This window comes from Nocardia sp. NPDC059180, from assembly GCF_042754945.1.
Classification (GTDB): Bacteria; Actinomycetota; Actinomycetes; order Mycobacteriales; family Mycobacteriaceae; genus Nocardia.
In genome coordinates this window covers 126,526-144,899 of sequence record NZ_JBHZBU010000005.1, presented here as the reverse complement: position 1 = coordinate 144,899, position 18,374 = coordinate 126,526, and the positions used below count along the sequence as shown (strand labels likewise).

Genomic DNA, 18,374 nt, shown 5'->3' with positions numbered 1-18,374 from the left:
GATTCAGATGACCGCGGTATCGCGGCTACGCGTGAGCAGAAAGTCGCGGTCCTCAGGAGTACTGAGCAGCCGAGTCATCGTTGCGCGGTCGAACGGCCACAGGTCGATGGTGTGCTGATCGGTGAAGTACCAGGAGTTGCAACCGGTGTTCCACACCGTCGGCCCCATGGCCTCGGCGACGGAGTCGTTGAACCTCGAGGTCGCCTCCTCGGAGACCTCGACGGTGTCGAATTCGCCTGCGCGAAAACGTTCCAGCCAGCGGGTGATGTAGCGGGCGGTGAGTTCGGCCGAATATTGCAGCGAGATCGATCCGGTCGGCGAGTTCGGGCCGAGCACGGTGAACAGATTGGGAAACCCCGGGATCGCGGTCATCCGGTAGGCGCGAGGGCCTTTCGCCCAGGCTTCATCGATCGTCACATCATCGCGGCCGCGCAGATTCATCGGGCGCATGTAGTTGTGCGGGTGGAACCCGGTCGCGAAGACGATGACGTCGACCTCGTGCTCCACACCGTCGGCGGTGCGAATACCCGTGGGCGTGATCTCGGTGATCGCCTCGGTCACCAGTTCGGCATTCGGTGCCGAGATCGCCTGGTAGTAGGTGCCCGACAGAACCTGCCGCTTACACAGGGGCTCGTAGTCGGGGGTGAGCTTGTCCCGCAACCGCCGATCGCGAACCTGGGCACCCAGTGACCAGCGGGCGAACTGCTGCACCACCGTGCGCCGCCACGTCGGATGCAGCACCACATCCGCCAGCAGCCCCGACGCCCACAGCCCGGCGTCATACACCCGATCATGCAGACCCGGCACGGTTCCGAGCAGCTTCGCGACCACACTCGATTGCGGCAACCCCATCGGCGCCCACAGCACCCACTGCGGGGTGCGCGCGAACTGCACGAGCTTGTCCGCCTGCGGCTGGAGCGCCGACACGATCTGCACCCCGGTGGATCCGCTGCCGATGACCGCGATCCGTTTGTGCGCGGTGTCGATCGAATCGTCCCAGCGTGCGGTGTGCACCATCGCCCCACCGAAACTGTCGCGACCGGGGATGTCCGGAGTGAACGGATGGTGCAGTACACCGGTGGCCGCGATCACGAAGTCCGCGCGCAGCGATCGGCCACCGGACAAGGACAGCTCCCAGCCCTGCTCGCCGAAGACGGCGTCGTTGACTTCGCTGTCGAGCATCAGATGCTTATCGAGGCCGAAACGTTCGACGACGTCGCGGTGATAGCGCTGAATCTCGCTGCCCTCGGCCCAGATCCGCGACCAGTCCGGTTTCGGGGCGAAGGAAAACTGATACAGCTGTGACGGCACATCGCAGGTCAGGCCGGGATAGCGGTTCCAATGCCAGACCCCGCCCACGTCGGAACCTTTCTCCACGATGACGAAATTGTGGAAACCGGCCTGCTGGAACGTCACCGCGGTAGCGATTCCGGCGACGCCTGCGCCGATGATCACGATCGACGGGTCACGAGGAGTCATGGTCATGCCTTTCGAGGAGCCGATGGGTTCGCATCGGGCGCTTGCAGGAGCGAACGCAGCACTTTGCCGCCGGCGTTGCGGGGAATCTCATCGACGACGATGAACCGTTTGGGCACCTTGTAGCGCTCCAAACCGTCGCGGACGTACTGCTTCAGCTCTGCCTCGGAGGGCAGCTGCCCTGCATCTGCTGCGACGACGAAGGCATGCATGACCTGGCCGTATTCGGTGTCGTCCACCCCGATCACCACAGCATCGGCCACGCCGGGATGTGTGGTGAGGCGGTTTTCGACCTCACCGGGGAATACGTTCTCGCCGCCGGAGACGATCATGTCGTCGGATCGGCCGTCGATATAGAGGCGGCCGCTCGCATCGAAATGCCCCATATCGCCGGTATTCACGTGCCCGTCGACAATTTCCTTGGCCGGGGGCCGTGTCGTGCCGTCGGGGGTGTAACCGGTGTAGTCCAGCGGACTGCGCACGAAGATCATGCCGGTTTCGTTCACCGCTGCCTCGGAATGGTTCCCGCGCAGGATGCGCACCGACACGCCTAGCGCCGCACGCCCGGCGGTATTGGGCGCCTCGACCAGATCTTGTGGGGAGGCGATGGTCACCAGACCGCCTTCGGTGGAACCGTAGCCATTGACCAGGATCGGACCGAACGTATCAATGACCCCCGACACCGTCGCCGGGGTGATCGGCGCGGCACCGGTGACGATCATCCGCAACGACCTGAGCGCCGGTGCGGGGTCGAGCCCCGGAACCGCGAGCAGACGTTGCAGCATGACCGGCACACCCATCAGCACCGTGACCCGATGGCGCGCAATGTCTTCCAAGGTCTGCGCCGCATCGAATCGACGCCGGGTCACCACGGTCCCACCCAAAGCAAGCGGGCCGAGCAACGCCACCAGGCCGAACCCATGGAAGAACGGCGGCGCGGCCGCGACCACATCGGCCGAACGCAGCCGGATCATGCCCATGGCCGTCGCGCAGAGCAGGGCGATGGCACGCGGCTTCACCGCCCGCGGAACACCCTTGGCCAAGCCGGTGGTGCCCGAGGTGAGCAGGGTGATCTTCACCGCGCGCCGCACCCGGGGCGGGAGCGGATGCCGTTGGGTGGCCAGCTCATCCAGCGTCGGTAGCGACGTGGGAGGCGAACCAGGCGCACTCCAGGCCGAGACCCGAACTCCCGCATACCCCGATTCCGCTACTGCGGCGGCGTATTCGTCGTCGTAGATCAGCACGTCGGGGTTGTGGCGAGCCAGAATCGCCCGCAACTGTTGCGGCGGCAGTTCGGTATTGATGAAGACCAGTTCGGCACCCAATTGCGCACCGGCGGACATGGCTTCGACGAACCCGCGGTGATTGCGGCACACGATGCCCACCGACCGCGGCGCCGACGGTGCCAGCGCGAACAGTGCGGCCGCGATCGCGCTCGACCTGCTGTGCAGCTGCCGGTAGGTCAGCTGTCCTACGTCGTCGATGATCGCGACCCGGTCGGGGTGGCGGATCGCGGAAGCGGCCAGCAGCATCGCCGGGGTCGGCCCGAACTGGTGGAAACTGCGCGCGAGCTGCGTCGCGGCGCGCGGTGAGACCGGCGCCAGCATTCCCGAGGCGAGGATCGCGGGCACCGAGGTGGCGTACTGCCGTGCCGTGCGTGCTAGATCAGTGGGCATCGATGGGCACCTCACCGTTGCGTGCGGCGGTCAGAGCCGACGTGCGTTCGGGCGAACCCGCTGCCACCCGCGCCAACGACATCTGGGTGTCACCCAGTCGGCGATACAACAGACCGAGCAGAATCTCGAACGGAAGCCGAAGCAGCGGTACCGCGATCGCCGACGGGTGACCGTAGATCGGGGTCATCGTGCGCGGCTTGCGCACGACCGCCCGCGCGATCACCCGCGCCGCGTCCTCGGGAGTTTGCCCTGGCAGCAACCGCATCCAGCGACTCGGCGCGCTCATCCTGGTGTGCATCAGCCCGGCGTAGAAGGTGGTCGAGGTGACTCCGTCCGCGCGGGCCTCCATACCCACCGCACGCATCCACCAGTCGAACGCCGCCTTCGACGACAGGTAGAACCCCCACTTCGGCACGACCGGGAACATGATCCCCACCGTCGACACGTTCACGATGTGGCCGCTGCCGCGCTCCCGCATCCCCGGCAGAAACGCCAGCGTCAGGCGCATCGGACCGACGTAGTTCGCGCCCGCGGTCGCATTGATGTCCTTGGGCCGGTCGTAGGACAGATGTATCGATCGGCGCAGTGACTTGCCCGCATTGTGGATCAGATAGTCCACACCGCCGAAGTCGAACAACACTGCCGAGGCGAACTCCGACACCGATGCCTCGTCGGTCAGATCGAGCCGGTAGGCAGACGCCTGGCCGCCGTTGGCATTGATGGCGTCGGCGACTTCGCGCAGCCGATCCAGCGATCGTGCGCCGAGCACCACCCGGGCGCCCGCTTCAGCGAGCATGATCGCGGTGGCCTCCCCCACGCCGAACGAGGCGCCGGTGATCACCACGACCTTGTCCTCGACCTCCCGGCGCAGCCTGGCCGTGTCCCGCAATCCGCGCGGACCGATGATGCGAGCCGCGGCGCGGGCGATCGGATGGTGCACCAATCGCGAAGGGCCGGAGGGAAATTGTGTCGACATTCGATTACTCCAGATTGCCTGCGGTTCGGGTCATCGACTCGGGGACGACGAAAGCGGAAAGAAGCTGCGAATCCGACATCACCGCGTCCACCACGCGTTGACTGAGCTGGATCCCGGGATCGGCACGCACCGCGCTGAGCACCGTGGTGAAGAAGTTGGCCAGGATCAGCTCCCGCACCTGCTCACGGGAGATCTCCGCGGTGTGCAGCCAGTGCAGAACGATGCCCTCGATGAAGGCCAGGCACCCGCTGATCGCCGCGCGCAATACCGGAGTGGAATCGCTGCCGGTGATCTCGACGGCCAGCGCGTGTCTGAGGCGCCTACGGTGCTGTTCACCGATTGCCCTGACCTCCGCGTCGGCGACATCGGCGATCAAAGCCTCGAACGCGCTCGGTTCGCGTTCGGCGAGGTCGAGGAACGTGTCCACCCCACGCGTCAGCCGGTCCAGCGCGGGCCCCCGCATCTGCAGCAGCTCGCTCCAGAATTCCACCGCCGCCGCCTCGACCACCGCGAGGTAGAACCCCCGCTTACCGCCGAAGTGATAACTGATCGACCCGGCGGCCACCCCGAGGGAACGGGCGAGGTCCACGATCGACACCTCTTCGTACCGCCGGCGACTGAACGCAACCCGCCCGGCCGTTAACAGCTGCGCCTTCGCTTCCTCACCCCGCCGATTTCCGGCCACCACGCCTCCACTTCTTGAATCGGATTCAAAATAGACGGTACGGGCCGTCACCGATAACGGTCAAGACCCTTTTTGAAACAGATTCAATTTTTGGAAGGGCCGCGCCCGGTAACGCGCCAAGGGCGCGGGAGGTGAAGGTATGCTCTGCTCGGCTCAGATCGCCAGGGGCCGTGCGTGTTCCAGCTCTGGTTCCATTCTTCCGCGTGTTCCACTCGATAGCGAGGAGTCCCTCATGCGTGCCCGACGATGGTGGTCGACCGCCGCCGCATTGCTCACCGTGCTCGTTGCCGCCGCGGGGCCTGCCTCAGGGGAAGCCGCGTTCCCGCAGCACGCGCAGACCGGACTCGACGCACACAACATGTACCGGGCCCGCCACGGCTCACCACCGATGTCCCTGGCCGGGGATCTGGTCGACCGGGCCGCACAATGCGCCGAGTACTACGCCGACAAGGGTTCGATCGATCATTCGTGCCCATTCAAGAACGGGGCCGGGGAGAACCTCTTCATGGCGACGGGCGGAAGCGCGGACGCGGTACACCAGGTCCAGCGTGCGGTCCAGATCTGGTACGACGAGATCGCGAACTACGACTACAACAATCCCGGCTTCGCCAACAACACCGGCCACTTCACCCAGGTCGTGTGGAAAGCCAGCACGCGACTCGGCGTCGGGTTCCACTCGAAGGACAACAAGCACGTCGTCGTCGCGCTCTACCTCGAGCCCGGCAACGTCTCCGGGCGCGGCAACTTCGAGCAGAATGTGCCTCGACCGCGGTGAGATGAGCCGTTGCCGACCGTCATACCTCAGTCGGCGAATCCGCCGGCGAATGGCATTGCCTGCCAATGCTCGATCGCCGGCTTCATGTACTCCACCAACACGGGAAGTTGTGGGGCGAGTGCGAGGTAAGCGACGACGCGCAGCATCCCGAATGGCGTTCACGAACCGCTTCACATCCTCGCTCAACGGCCGCATACCGTTGCGTAGCGCACCCCGGTTGTAGGCGGCTTCGAGGTCGGGGCCGAGCGCTGCCAGATCCCACTCGACCGGGCCGGAGGTGACCAGCTCGAAGTCGGAGAACAGGTCGTGCAACACCCGCGGGTCTGCGACGGTGAGCCTCAGCTCTCGCGCAACCCCGACCGCAGCGTCGACAGCGGACACTGTGCGGCGCGCGATGTCTTCCGCGCTCAGAAAATCGGACATTGCCCGAACCTTCCAGGGCCGCCGGCGCATCGGATGCCTTGGTTGCGGATAGCCCCGTGCCGGCGCCGACTCCGGCTAGTATTCGCATATGCGTTCGATCGATACCGCGCAGCGGCGGGCACGGCTCGGGGTTCGGCATCGGCTGGCGTCGCAGGCACGGACCGGAAACGTCGCCGAGATCGCGCGGTCGATGGTGGTCCTGCACGCGACCGATCCGGCGACGGTATTCCTGTCGGTGGCCGCACGTGGCGACGGGATCGCACCCGGCGATATCGAGCAGGCGCTGTACGAGGACCGGTCGCTGCTGCGGATGCTGGCCATGCGGCGCACGATGTTCGTCGCGCCGATCGAGCTGGTTCCCGTGCTACAGGCCTCGTGCGCGGACGCACTGGCCGACAAGCAGCGGCGGAACTACGGAAAGTTCCTGGAGCAAGCCGGAATCGGCGACGGTGATGTGCCGTCGTGGTGGGCAGGGGTGGAGGCCGAGACGCATCGGGCGCTGCTCGCGCGTGGGGCGGCGACCGGCGCACAACTGAGCAAAGACGTGCCACTGCTGCGCACGCAGGTGAACCCCACTCCGGACAAGTCATATGCGCGCCCCACCAATATCACCACGTGGGTCCTGGTGACGCTCGGCGCGGAGGGGCGGATTGTCCGCGGGCGCCCCAATGGCAGCTGGTCGAGCAGTCAGTACGCCTGGGCGCCGACCGAATCGTGGTTGACCGACGGTGTGCGGTCGATTCCCGCCGACGAGGCACGCGATGAACTGGTCCGGCAATGGCTGCGGGCATTCGGGCCCGCACCGGTCAGCGACATCAAATGGTGGACCGGGTGGACATTGGGTGAGGTGCGCAAGACGCTGGCCCGCCTCGACATCACCGAGGTTCAACTCGACGACGGCATCGGCATCGTGCTCACCGACGACCTCGACCTGGTACCCGAACCCGAACCGTGGACGGCCCTGCTGCCCGCCCTCGACCCCACCCCGATGGGCTGGCAGTCGCGCGCCTGGTACCTCGGCGACCACGCGGAGGCCCTGTTCGACCGCAACGGCAATATCGGGCCGACCATCTGGTGCGACGGGCGCATCGTCGGCGGCTGGGCGCAGCGTAAGGACGGTGAGATCGCGCTTCGGCTGCTGGAAGATATCGGGGCGGACGCCGTGGCCATGATCGACGCGGAGGCCGAGCGCATCGGCACCTGGTACGGAGATGTTCGCCCGGTCCCCCGCTTCCGTACTCCGCTCGAGCGAGAACTGACCGCCTGATCGGGTCGCACGAGAGTGCGTCGGTGTTCGGCGCTCGATCGAACTGTCGCTCCTGACGGCGCTTTTCGTCTGCGGGCTTCGCAGCTCGGCCCGGCTGCCGATCGCGCACACTGTGGTTCGAGGCAAGCGCCGGAATGCCGGAAATGTCGGTACGCTCGTCCGCATGGATGTCCGACCGTTCCAGGAGACCGACCGCGCTGCGCTGCGAGAACTGTTCGGGCGCGCCGGTGCCGATTCACCCACCGAAAGTCTGTGGGGGCACCTCGATTCCGAGGCGGCGGTGTACCTCGATCCGTACATGGACCTCGAGCCGGAGTCGTTGTTCGTGGCAGAGGATGACGGGCAGCTCATCGGATATCTCGCCGGGTGCGTGAATACCCGAGCCTTCCCGTCCGAGAGCGAGCGGATGGAGCAGGCGTTTCGCCGCTACCGCTCGATCTTCCTGTCGCGCTCCGCCCTGTTCTTCGCCCGCGCCACCTTCGACACGATGGCCGCGAAGATCCGGCGCACCCCCGCCGCGGAAGACTTCACCGACCAACGCTGGCCCGCTCACCTGCACATCAACATCGCGCCGGCCGGACGCGGCACCGGCGCTGCCGACGCGATGATGGACCTGTGGTTCACTCGCCTGCGTGCGATCGATTCGCCGGGCTGCCATCTGCAAACCCTGGTCGAGAACACCCGGGCGGTGAAGTTCTTCGAGCGCATGGGATTCCGTGCACATGGACCCGAGCCGCTGGTTCCAGGGGTGCGATATCAGGGCCAGAAGGTGCGTCAGCGGACGATGGTCCGGGAGTTCTGAACGCTCAGTCCACGTCGAGGATCGTCCGGCACACCGACGCGGTGGGCCCGGCGATGGTCTCGATATCCCGCAGATGTGGTGTGGCCGCGATGTCGTTGACGACGGTGAACGCGGCTTGGATACGGATGCGGGTCTCGTCGGCATCCCACTGCGGATGAATCCGGCGCAGCAGCTGCGCCCACTCCGCGATGTATTCGCGTTGCACCAGGCGCATGCGCTCACGCTCCTCGTCGGGCAGTCGGTCCGCCTCCGAGGTCAGCAGGCGCATCAGATCGTTGTACTCGAGCACGAACTCGCAGTAGCTGACGATGAGCCGGCGCACGGCGTCGATGGCGCTGTCGGCCCGTCCGAGCTGACGGACCATATCGGCGCGCAGCAGTTCGTTACCGCGACGCATCGCGGTGGCGAGGATGTCGGCCTTGCTGTCGAAATGGTTGTAGATGCTGGGGCCGGCGATACCGACCGCGGCGCCGATATCGTCGTTTCCGACGCCGGCGAATCCGTCGCGGGCGAACAGCGACGTCGCTGTGCGCAGAATCGCCTCCCGCCGATTCGGTGACCACTGCGGCTCGGGTGCCGCGGCTGGGCGCGGCTTCGGCAGCGGCGCGACGGGCACGCCTGCGACAGCGCGGCTGAGACCTGCGATCAGCGCGGCAAACCGATCGGCAGGCAACTCGAGGTGGTAATAGGAGGCACTGGTGGTGACCCCGAGCACGCACCATGACAGGAAATCGGCCTCTGCGGGACCGAGTTCGGGCCTGGTGCGGCGCAGGATCTCCGCCAGCCGCGCACCGATACCCCGCAACTGATGACGCAGCTCGGTACGGACGTCGGCGCTCAGATGCCTGGCCTCCGCATGCCAGAGCACACCGACACCACGATGCTGGAGCATGGTTTCGGCCAGGGTTGCGGCCGGATCGGCGGCGGGGTCGGCAATGAGTCCATCGAGAGCGGCGACAACCGTGGTCAATGCGTCGGCGACGACGGCTTGCAGCAGGTCATGCTTCCCGCTGAAGTGGCGATACAGCGCCGACGGACCGATCGCGACGGCATCGGCGACATCCTTCATCGACACGCCGGAATAGCCGTTGCGGAAGTACAGATCGGCCGCCGCCGCAATGATCAACGCCCGCCGATTGGCTGGTCGGGTGCCACGAGCCGGGCGCGGGGCTGCCTTCGGCTCGGCTCGGCTCGCGGTCACGGTCTCCTCCTCGTCCATGGTCCGGGCCAGGTTACTGCGAACGTGCGATCAGCTCCGCTATCACCTCGCTGGACCTCGGTCCGGCGCGATGACGGCTGTCGGCGTCAGACGTTGAACCCGCCACCGCAGATGAGCGTCTGGCCGCTGACATAGTCGGATTCAGGGGTACACAGCAGATACACCGCGCCCGCGGCCTCGGTGGGCGTGCCTGCCCTGCCCAGCGGGATCGATCGTTCCATCGTCGCGAGCAGGTCGGGGTTGACGCCCACTTTCAGCTCACGTCCCTGCACGTCGATAGTGCTGCTGCCATCGGCAGGCGCTTCGGTGAGCCGGGTCCGGATGAGCCCGAACGCGACCGCGTTGACAGTGACGTTGTAGCGGCCCCATTCCTTGGACAGCGTCCTGGTCAGGCCCAGCACACCGGCTTTCGCGGCGGAGTAGTTGGCCTGTCCCGCATTGCCGCCGGTGCCCGCCATCGAGGAAATGTTGACGACCTTGCGGCACGGCACCGGCTCGCCCGCATCCTTGGCCCGCTTCACCAGTCCGGCGATCACCGGCTGAGCGGCGCGCAAGATCCGGAACGGTGCCTTGAGGTGCACGTCGAGGATGGCGTCCCACTGATCGTCGGTCATCTTCTGGATCACCGAATCCCAGGTGTAGCCGGCATTGTTGACGATGATGTCGAGCCCGCCGTAGGTGTCGACGGCGGCGGAAACGAACCGCTCGGCGAAGTCCTCGTCGGTGACGCTGCCCGGTACGGCCACCGCCTGGCCGCCGGCGGCCTCGATGGCGGCGACGGTCTCTTTCGCCGGTTCGGCGTCGAGGTCGTTGACGACAACCTTCGCGCCCTGCGCCGCGAATTTCAGCGCGATCTCGCGGCCGATGCCGCGCCCGGACCCGGAGACGACGGCGACCTTGTTGTCCAGATTTCCCATGATGAATGTCCTTGTGCGGTGCGGTATCAGAGAGCGATGACGGCGGACCCGGTGAGGGTTACGGTGCCGTCGGGCAGGGTGATGGTCAGGGTCGACGCCGGTAGCTCGGTGCCGATCACGGCAGGGTCGAGTGGCATCGTGTCAGCCCACCTTCTGGTACAGGGTGACGACGGCGGCGCCGCCGAGTCCGATGTTGTGCTGCAAGGCGACCTGCACGCCGTCGACCTGACGTTGCTCGGCCTGTCCTCGCAACTGCCACACCAGTTCGGCACACTGCGCCAGTCCGGTCGCGCCCAGCGGATGCCCCTTCGACAGCAGCCCGCCCGACGGATTGGTGACGACCCGGCCGCCGTAGGTGTTGTCGCCGTCGGCGATGAATTTCTCGGCCGTGCCCTGCGGGGTGAGCCCGAGCGCCTCGTAGGTGAGCAGCTCATTGGTGGTGAAGCAATCGTGCAGCTCGACCACCCGGATGTCCTCCGGCCCGATACCCGCGCGCTCGTAGACCTGCTGTGCGGCGGAGCGGGCCATATCGGCGCCGACGATGTTCATCATCGAGCCGCTGTCGAAGGTCGCGGCGCCGTCGGTGGTCATGGCCTGCGCCGCGATCGCCACATCGCCGCGTAGACCGTGTTTACGCGCGTACTCCTCGCTCACCAGCACCGCCGCGGCCGCTCCGCAGGTCGGCGGGCAGCACTGCAACCGGGTGAGCGGACCGTAGATCTGCGGGGCGGCCAGCACCTGCTCGACGGTCACGGGGTCACGGAATACCGCGTACGGATTGTTCGCCGCATGCTTGCGTGCCTTCACCGCGATCTGGGCGAATACGGCCGGATCCATGCCGTACTTTTCGGCGTACTCGCGGCCCGCACCACCGAAGTACTGGGCCGCGAACGGTGCGTCGCTCGCTCCCTGCACGCTGTCCACGACGGCACCGAAACTGTCGAACGGGCTCGGCCGATCCGTGTAGGACATGGTCAGCGCGCCGCGCTGCATTTGCTCGAACCCGACCGCGAGCACCACGTCCGCGACGCCGTGCTCGATCGCCTGCCGAGCCAGGAACAGTGCCGACGAGCCGGTCGAGCAGTTGTTGTTGACGTTGACCACCGGGATACCGGTGACACCGACCCGGTACAGCGCGGCCTGGCCGGAGGTCGAATCCCCATACACGTAGCCCGCGTACGCCTGCTGGATGGCGCTGTAGTCGACGCCTGCGTCGGCGAGCGCCGCGCGCACCGCACGTTCACCCATCACGTCGTAGGTCTCGCTCGTGCGCGGGGTGGTGAACGGGATCATCCCGACACCGGCGACGAGTGTCTTCACTCCCATATCAATTCTCCGATCAGCTATCGGTAGTTCACTTACATGTTTGCACCATGGTCCTCGCCATTGTCAATACTGACTCGATCCCGCCGCAGTCCGTCAATGGAAGGGATTTACACCTACCGATTGTTCACTTACACTCCACGATGTGACCTAGGTCGCAGACGGCTCATTCACTTCCTGGAGGACACGATGTACCTCACGCAATCCCTGCATCGCGCGCTACAGCAGCGGCCCGACGACATCGCCACGATCTGCGGCGACAGGGTGCGCACCGTCGCCGAATCGGCGGATCGGGTGGCACGGTTCGCCGGCGCCTTGCGCGGGCTCGGCGTCGAGCAGGGCGACCGCGTGGGGATCCTGGCGTTGAACAGCGATCGCTACCACGAGTACTACCTGGCGGTGCCGTGGCTCGGAGCGGCCGCGAATCCGGTCAACATCCGCTGGAGCGTCGCGGAAATCGTCTATTCCCTACAGGATTCGGAGACCACCGTCCTGCTGGTCGACGATGTGTTCGCGCCGATGGTCGCACCGATCCGCGCGGCCTTCGACCAGTTGCGCACCGTGATATTCATCGGCGACGGCGACACACCCTCCGGCACGATCGCCTACGAAGAACTGGTCGCCAGCAACGACCCCATTCCCGATACTCGCACCGGTGGCGACACCCTGCTCGGCATCTTCTACACCGGCGGTACGACCGGACATCCCAAGGGCGTCATGCTCAGTCATGACAATCTGGTCACCTCGGCCATGGGCTCGCTGTCCACCGGACACGTGCTGTCGCACGGTGGACGCCTGCTGCACGCGGCGCCGATGTTCCACCTCGCCGACTTCGCGCTCTGGACGGTCGGGAATCTGGCGGGCGCGACGCATGTGTTCGTGCCGAGCTTCACCCCGGCCGGGGTGCTCGACGTCATCGCCAGGGAGCGGATCACCGACGCGCTGCTGGTGCCGACCATGATCCAGATGCTGGTCGACGATCCGGCGGCCGCCGACTCCGACCTCAGCAGTATGCGGCATCTGATCTACGGCGCCTCACCGATCTCGGAAGCAGTGCTGGAACGCGCCATGAAGACCTTCCCGGAGGCGGGTTTCACCCAGGCCTACGGCATGACCGAGCTGTCGCCGATCGCGACGCTGCTCTCCCCTGCCGACCATCTGCGCCCGGAGCTTCGCCGATCAGCGGGTCGGGCCGCTCCGCACGTCGAGGTCCGCATCGTCGACGACACCGGCGTGGAGGTACCGCGCGGTGAGGTCGGCGAGGTCGTCGCTCGCGGTGACAACGTGATGCTGGGCTACTGGAACAAGCCCGAGGCGACCACCGACGCGATCCGCGACGAATGGATGCACACCGGTGACGGCGGCCGGATGGATGAGCAGGGCTATGTGTTCATCGTCGACCGGATCAAGGACATGATCATCACCGGCGGCGAGAACGTGTACTCGGTAGAAGTGGAGAACGCGCTGGCCGCGCACCCGTCCGTCGCCGCGTGCGCGGTCATCGGGATTCCCGACGAGCAATGGGGTGAGCGGGTGCACGCGGTCATCGTGGTGCAGCCGGAGGCCGAGCTCACCGAGCAAGACGTGCAGGAACATTGCAAAGCGCTGATCGCCAACTACAAGATCCCGCGCAGCGTGACTTTCGCCGACGCGCTGCCGATGTCCGGGGCGGGCAAGATCCTCAAACGCGAACTGCGCAAGGAGTTCTGGGACGGGTCCGCGGCCGCAGTCCACTGACAGCCTACATATCCAACCCAAGGTCCAAGACCGTGACCGAGTGGGTAAGGGCGCCGACGGCGAGGTAGTCGACGCCCGTCCCGGCGTACTCGGCGGCGACGTCGAGAGTGAGCCCACCGGAGGATTCCAGCTTGGTATCCGGCGCCTTGGCGTCGCGGCGCTGAACCGCGGCCTGGGTCTGCCAGAGCGGGAAATTGTCCAGCAGGACCAGCTCGACGTTTTCGGCCAGGACGGCATCGAGCTGGTCGAGGCTGTCGACCTCCACTTCGCATTCGATATCGGGGGCGAGTGCGCGGACGGCGCGCAGCGCCTCGACCACCGAACCGGCCGCGACCACATGGTTGTCCTTGATCAGGGCCGCATCACCCAGGCCCATCCGATGGTTGACGCCGCCGCCGACGCGGACCGCGTACTTCTGCAGACCACGCAGACCGGGCAGGGTCTTGCGGCTGTCGCGAATTCGGCATTCGGTGCCCGACACCGCATCCACCCATGCTGCGGTCGCGGTGGCGATCCCGGACAGGTGGCACAACAGGTTCAGCATGGTGCGTTCGGCGGTGAGCAGTCCGCGCGTCGGCGCCACGATGCCGAGCACCGACTGCCCCGGCGTCACTCGGGTTCCGTCGGCCACCCGCTCGGCGACCTCGTAGTTGCCCGCACCGATCACCTCGTCCAGCACCAGCAGCCCGACATCGATACCGGCCACCGTCCCGGGCTGCCGCGACACCACCGACGCCTTCACCACCGCGTCCTCGGGCACCGTCGCCATCGTGGTCACATCCGGTCCGTACCGCAGATCCTCATCCAACGCGGTCCGAATCAGCGCAACCACTTCCTCGCGCACCAACCCCGCATCCACACCCATCACGAACTCCCTACTCTCATGTCTTCGTCAGCGAGTGGTACCTGGCTGCGGAGGCTTCTCGCGTTGTGCCGCAGCCAGGTACCACTCGGCAGCGTCATCCGGTGGTTACGGGCACCGTCAGTGGTGTGAGGTGCAGTGTGCCGTCCGGGGCCAGGCGGACTGCGGTGCTGTGACGGGCTGCCTCGACCGGGGCCGGGTGGTCCGAGCGGGTATGGCAGCCGCGACTCTCCTGGCGCGCCGTCGCCGCGAGCAGAAAGGCCCGCGCGGTCACGGTGAGCGCCGCGTCCTCGAATGCGGCGATCCGCTCGGCCGACAGCTCGGGACCATCGGCGATCGCCGTCGGGTCAGAAATCTGCGGCGCTCCATTCGCGTTGTGCACTGCCAGCTCGAGGGCATGGGTGGCGGCGGTCAGTCCGGCGGCGTCGCGGACCACCGAGGCGTGGGTGGTCATCAGCTGCTGCACGAGCTCTCGCGGTGCAGACGGGGATACGAATTCCGCATCCGGCGTGAAGCCGGTCGGTTCGCCGAGCCGCGTCACGGCCGCGGCGCCCGCACGCTCACCCACGACCAGGCCCTCGAGCAGGCTGTTGGAGGCGAGGCGGTTCGCGCCGTGTAGGCCGGTACGAGCGACCTCGCCCGCCGCGTAGAGTCCCGGCACCGAGGTGCGGCCGCAGGTGTCGGTGACGACACCGCCGCACTGGTAGTGCGCGGCCGGGGCGACCGGAATCAGGTCGGTGCGTGGGTCGATGCCCCCGGCCAGACACGACGCCGTGATGGTCGGGAAGCGCGTGGTGAAGTTGTCGACGGTGCGGGCGTCGAGATACACGTGATCCTCGCCGAGCAGATGCATGCGATCGGCGATCGCGCGTGAGACGACGTCGCGGGGCGCCAGATCACCGAGCGGATGCACTCCCGCGGTCACCGACTCACCAAGCGAATCGACCAGCACAGCACCCTCACCACGCACCGCCTCGCTGATCAGCGGCCTGCGCCCCAGACCGCCCGGTGTATGCAGGACGGTCGGATGGAACTGCACGAACTCCAGATCGGCTACCTCGGCCCCCGCCCACAAGGCGAGCGCGATGCCGTCGGCGGTGGCGCCGGGTGGATTCGTGCTCAACGCGTAGAGCTGACCGAGCCCGCCGGTAGCGAGCAGCACAGCCGGAGCGTGCACCGCACCGATCCCCCGCTCCGACACCGCGATCACTCCACGCACGCCACGCTCCCCCGTGACGATCCGCAATGCCGCGGTCCGGAACAGCACCGGCAGCCCGGCGTCGTTCAAGGCGCGCTGAACTTCGGCACCCGTGGCGTCTCCACCGGCGTGAATGATCCGCCGGGTGCTGTGCCCGCCCTCGCGGGTGCGCGAGATCTGACCGTCACGCCCGAGATCGAAGACCGCACCCAGATCCGTCAGCGCGGCGACGGCGTCCTGACCGCCGGTGACGATCGATTCCACCGCCGCAACGTCGCAGAGCCCGCCGCCCGCGTCGACAGTGTCACGCACGTGCGATTCGACCGAATCACCGTGCGGCGCAACCACCGCGATCCCGCCCTGCGCGTACTGCGTCGACGTATCGGTCGGTCCGCCCTTGCTGAGCACCAGCACGCGCAGGCCACGCTGCGAGGCGGTGCGGGCCGCGGTCAACCCCGCGACACCGCCACCGATGACGACGAAATCCGCGTCCTCGGTCCAATCGAAACCTGCCGCATTCATCTGTTCTCCCCGAGGGTTCGCCCCTGGCGTGGACCCGCACCGGCGACGAAGCACCACTCGATCATCGGCGCGCCGGCCGCACGCGTTGCCGGCACGGCGAACGCAGACGGCCGAACCATCCCGGCGCGAGGCCGGGACCGGTTCATTCCCCGCCGCCGGGGTTGCCGATCTCGATCATGCGCTGGACCGAACTGCGGGCCAGGGCGGCGGTTTCCGGGTCGACGTGGACTTCGTCGCTGTTCTCGGCGAGGCTGCGCAGCAGGGCGGCCGGGGTGATCATCTTCATGTACTTGCAGGAGGCGCGGTCGTTGACGGCCTGGAAGTCGATGCCCGGTGCGGCCTTGCGCAGCTGGTGCAGCATGCCGACCTCGGTGGCCACCAGGACCTGGCTCGACTTGGCCGCTTTGGCCGCGTCGATCATGCCGCCGGTGGACAGGATGTGCACCCGGTCGGCCGGGAACGAGCCCTCGCCCGCGAGGTACAGCGCCGAAGTGGCGCAACCGCATTCGGGGTGCACGAACAGCTCTGCGTCGGGGTGGGTGCGCGCCTGCTCCTGCAGTTCGTCACCGTTGATGCCCGCGTGCACGTGGCATTCGCCGGCCCAGATGTGCATGTTCTCGCGACCGGTGACGCGCTTGACGTGCGCGCCGAGGAACTGGTCGGGCAGGAACAGCACCTCGCGGTCGGGGTCGATGGAGGCGACCACATCGACGGCGTTGGAGGAGGTGCAGCAGATGTCGGTGAGTGCCTTCACCGCCGCGGTGGTGTTCACATACGACACCACGACGGCGTCCGGGTGCTCTGCCTTCCACTCGCGCAGCTCGTCGGCGGTGATCGAATCGGCGAGCGAGCAGCCTGCGCGCTGGTCCGGGATGAGCACGGTCTTGTCCGGGCTGAGGATCTTGGCGGTCTCGGCCATGAAGTGCACACCGCAGAACACGATGGTGTCCTCGGGCGCCTCGGCCGCGATCCGGGACAGCGCCAGCGAGTCACCGACATGGTCGGCCACGTCCTGGATCTCGGGCAGCTGGTAATTGTGCGCGAGGATCGTCGCGTTGCGCATCCTGGCCAGGCGTTTGACCTCGCTCGCCCATTCCGGTGTCGCCTCGACCCCGGCGAACCCCGACGGGGTGTCGGTGACCCGCTCCAGCAGTGCGGGGGCGAGATCAGCTCCCATCATCGTCATGATGGCTCCTTCCTTCGTGCGAGACGGCCCTACCGCCGATTCGCACCAAACCAGGTTTTCGACTTATGATCGAAAACGTGCCCCATAGTAACACCATCCATGAATCGCTCACCGCGGTGTTCCAGGTTCGCCGCTTCCCTGCCGCCATCACCGCAGGTCACGGCGGCGGCGACGGCTCTGGTGAACCGAATCGTCGCTGCCCACCTGGTCAACGGACCGAATTGGCTGTGCTGCTGTGGCAGCGGGCGCTGGACCCACAAGCGGGCACCTGGTCGCTACCCGGCGGGCGACTGCGCGACGACGAGGACCTCGACGTCTCCGCGCGCAGGCAGCTGGCGGAGAAGGTCGACGTCCAGGAGCTGACCCACCTCGAGCAGCTGTCGGTGTTCAGCGCGCCCGATCGCGTGCCCGCCCCGCGCCGCATCGCCTCGGCGTACCTGGGCCTGGTGCCGTTGACGGCCGACCCCCAGCTGCCGTCGGACACCGCTTGGCACCCGGTGACGGCATTGCCGAACATGTCGTTCGACCACGGCATCGTCGTCGACCACGCCCGCACCCGCCTGGCCGCCAAACTCTCCTACACCAACATCGCCTTCGCCCTCGCTCCCGACACCTTCACCATGTCGACCCTGCGCGAAATCTATTGCGTAGCACTAGGTTACGACGTCGACACGACTAACCTGCAACGAGTCCTCAGCCGCCGCAAGGTGATCACCCCCACCGGCGACACGGCCGCCCCCGGCCGCGCAGGCGGACGCCCCGCCGCCGTCTACCGCTTCACCGACTCCGGACTACGCGTCACCGACGAATTCGCCGCCCTGCGGCCACCCACCTGAGTACCATCAGCCCGGCAGCAGCAACCGTGCACTCGCGAGCAGCGCCTGCACCGCCTCCCGCGCACTACCCACAACCCAATTCCTGCACGCTCGTTCGGATTACCTCGCGCCGAGACCGAGCAGTCTGGTCGGCACTAGGCACTCACAGTGCCAGTCGAGTCGGTCTGCTCCATGACCTCCAGAAGCCGGGTCTGCGGGGTGCCGCGTAGCGCGGGGGCGTTGGCCGGAGTGGACCAGATCTGCGTGGTGAGGAAATCCAGGAACCCTTGCGCCTGGTCGGCGGTGGCGAAGTCGAGTTCGACGACGATGCGATCGGCGACGCCTGCCGGTCGGCGGATGCGGTGGGCGCGGACTCCCGCGGACCGGCGGGCGGTGGCGAACCGGTCGAAGGTCTGCTTCCAGACCGCGTAGTCGGTGATGTCGTGCTCGATGGCCAGGGTGACCATGGCGCTACCTCCTGAAATCGCTGCGGCCCGCTGTCGAACCTGCTGGTC

General features: G+C 67.0%; 16 protein-coding genes. 5 read left to right on the top strand and 11 right to left on the bottom strand.

The features are described 5' to 3' along the window. Positions 1-3: 3 nt before the first annotated feature. The 4 genes from ACFXNW_RS17860 to ACFXNW_RS17845 are packed head-to-tail and all read right to left on the bottom strand — an operon-like array spanning position 4 to position 4,813. Complete coding sequence (locus ACFXNW_RS17860; RefSeq protein ID WP_379418801.1) at positions 4-1,485, bottom strand: flavin-containing monooxygenase; 1,482 nt, start codon at positions 1,483-1,485, stop codon at positions 4-6. Then, a complete protein-coding gene (locus tag ACFXNW_RS17855) occupies positions 1,482-3,152 on the bottom strand; it encodes an AMP-binding protein (protein ID WP_379418800.1) in 1,671 nt (556 codons plus the stop codon). Before ACFXNW_RS17855 ends, ACFXNW_RS17860 begins: the two co-directional genes overlap by 4 nt. Further along, a complete protein-coding gene (locus ACFXNW_RS17850) occupies positions 3,142-4,128 on the bottom strand; it encodes an SDR family NAD(P)-dependent oxidoreductase (RefSeq protein WP_379418799.1) in 987 nt (328 codons plus the stop codon). Before ACFXNW_RS17850 ends, ACFXNW_RS17855 begins: the two co-directional genes overlap by 11 nt. Before the next feature lie 4 nt (positions 4,129-4,132). Continuing rightward, positions 4,133-4,813, bottom strand: a complete 681-nt coding sequence (locus ACFXNW_RS17845; RefSeq protein WP_379418798.1) for a TetR/AcrR family transcriptional regulator — start codon at positions 4,811-4,813, stop codon at positions 4,133-4,135. 232 nt (positions 4,814-5,045) lie between these two features. On the opposite strand from ACFXNW_RS17845, the gene ACFXNW_RS17840 reads away from it, so the two are divergent. From ACFXNW_RS17840 to ACFXNW_RS17830, 3 genes are all read left to right on the top strand, one after another. Then, on the top strand, positions 5,046-5,588 hold the full coding sequence (locus tag ACFXNW_RS17840; protein ID WP_379418797.1) for a CAP family protein: 543 nt from the start codon (positions 5,046-5,048) through the stop codon (positions 5,586-5,588). Between the two features lie 511 nt (positions 5,589-6,099). After that, entirely contained in the window at positions 6,100-7,278 is a 1,179-nt protein-coding gene (locus ACFXNW_RS17835; RefSeq protein ID WP_379418796.1) for a winged helix DNA-binding domain-containing protein, read from the top strand. A gap of 163 nt (positions 7,279-7,441) precedes the next feature. Beyond that, entirely contained in the window at positions 7,442-8,080 is a 639-nt protein-coding gene (locus ACFXNW_RS17830) for a GNAT family N-acetyltransferase (RefSeq protein ID WP_379418795.1), read from the top strand. A 4-nt stretch (positions 8,081-8,084) separates the two neighbouring features. Here ACFXNW_RS17830 and ACFXNW_RS17825 read toward each other — a convergent pair whose 3' ends face one another. The 3 genes from ACFXNW_RS17825 to ACFXNW_RS17815 form a co-directional block, all read right to left on the bottom strand. Then, positions 8,085-9,281: a TetR/AcrR family transcriptional regulator gene (locus tag ACFXNW_RS17825; protein WP_379418794.1), complete on the bottom strand. Its 1,197-nt coding sequence runs from the start codon at positions 9,279-9,281 to the stop codon at positions 8,085-8,087. 104 nt (positions 9,282-9,385) lie between these two features. Continuing rightward, positions 9,386-10,216, bottom strand: coding sequence for an SDR family NAD(P)-dependent oxidoreductase (locus ACFXNW_RS17820; RefSeq protein WP_379418793.1), 831 nt, complete (start codon positions 10,214-10,216; stop codon positions 9,386-9,388). Between the two features lie 141 nt (positions 10,217-10,357). Continuing rightward, positions 10,358-11,542 (bottom strand): lipid-transfer protein, encoded by a 1,185-nt coding sequence (locus tag ACFXNW_RS17815; RefSeq protein WP_379418792.1) that lies wholly within the window; start codon positions 11,540-11,542, stop codon positions 10,358-10,360. 186 nt (positions 11,543-11,728) lie between these two features. Here ACFXNW_RS17815 and ACFXNW_RS17810 point away from each other — a divergent pair, with 186 nt between their 5' ends. Then, on the top strand, positions 11,729-13,276 hold the full coding sequence (locus ACFXNW_RS17810) for a long-chain-fatty-acid--CoA ligase (RefSeq protein ID WP_379418791.1): 1,548 nt from the start codon (positions 11,729-11,731) through the stop codon (positions 13,274-13,276). A gap of 4 nt (positions 13,277-13,280) precedes the next feature. On the opposite strand, the gene nadC is transcribed toward ACFXNW_RS17810, so the two are convergent. The 3 genes from nadC to nadA all read right to left on the bottom strand — a co-directional run bounded on the left by nadC (position 13,281) and on the right by nadA (position 17,044). After that, a complete protein-coding gene (nadC, locus tag ACFXNW_RS17805; RefSeq protein WP_379418790.1) occupies positions 13,281-14,141 on the bottom strand; it encodes a carboxylating nicotinate-nucleotide diphosphorylase in 861 nt (286 codons plus the stop codon). 94 nt (positions 14,142-14,235) lie between these two features. Beyond that, positions 14,236-15,858, bottom strand: coding sequence for an L-aspartate oxidase (locus ACFXNW_RS17800; RefSeq protein WP_379418789.1), 1,623 nt, complete (start codon positions 15,856-15,858; stop codon positions 14,236-14,238). 142 nt (positions 15,859-16,000) lie between these two features. Next, positions 16,001-17,044, bottom strand: coding sequence for a quinolinate synthase NadA (gene nadA / locus ACFXNW_RS17795; RefSeq protein ID WP_379418788.1), 1,044 nt, complete (start codon positions 17,042-17,044; stop codon positions 16,001-16,003). 77 nt (positions 17,045-17,121) lie between these two features. Between nadA and ACFXNW_RS17790 the strand changes: the two genes are divergently transcribed. Then, a complete protein-coding gene (locus tag ACFXNW_RS17790; RefSeq protein ID WP_379418787.1) occupies positions 17,122-17,880 on the top strand; it encodes an NUDIX domain-containing protein in 759 nt (252 codons plus the stop codon). A 134-nt stretch (positions 17,881-18,014) separates the two neighbouring features. On the opposite strand, the gene ACFXNW_RS17785 is transcribed toward ACFXNW_RS17790, so the two are convergent. Further along, positions 18,015-18,326 carry a hypothetical protein gene (locus tag ACFXNW_RS17785; protein ID WP_379418786.1) on the bottom strand — a complete coding sequence of 104 codons (312 nt, stop codon included), beginning with the start codon at positions 18,324-18,326 and terminating at the stop codon, positions 18,015-18,017. Between the last annotated feature and the right edge of the window lie 48 nt (positions 18,327-18,374).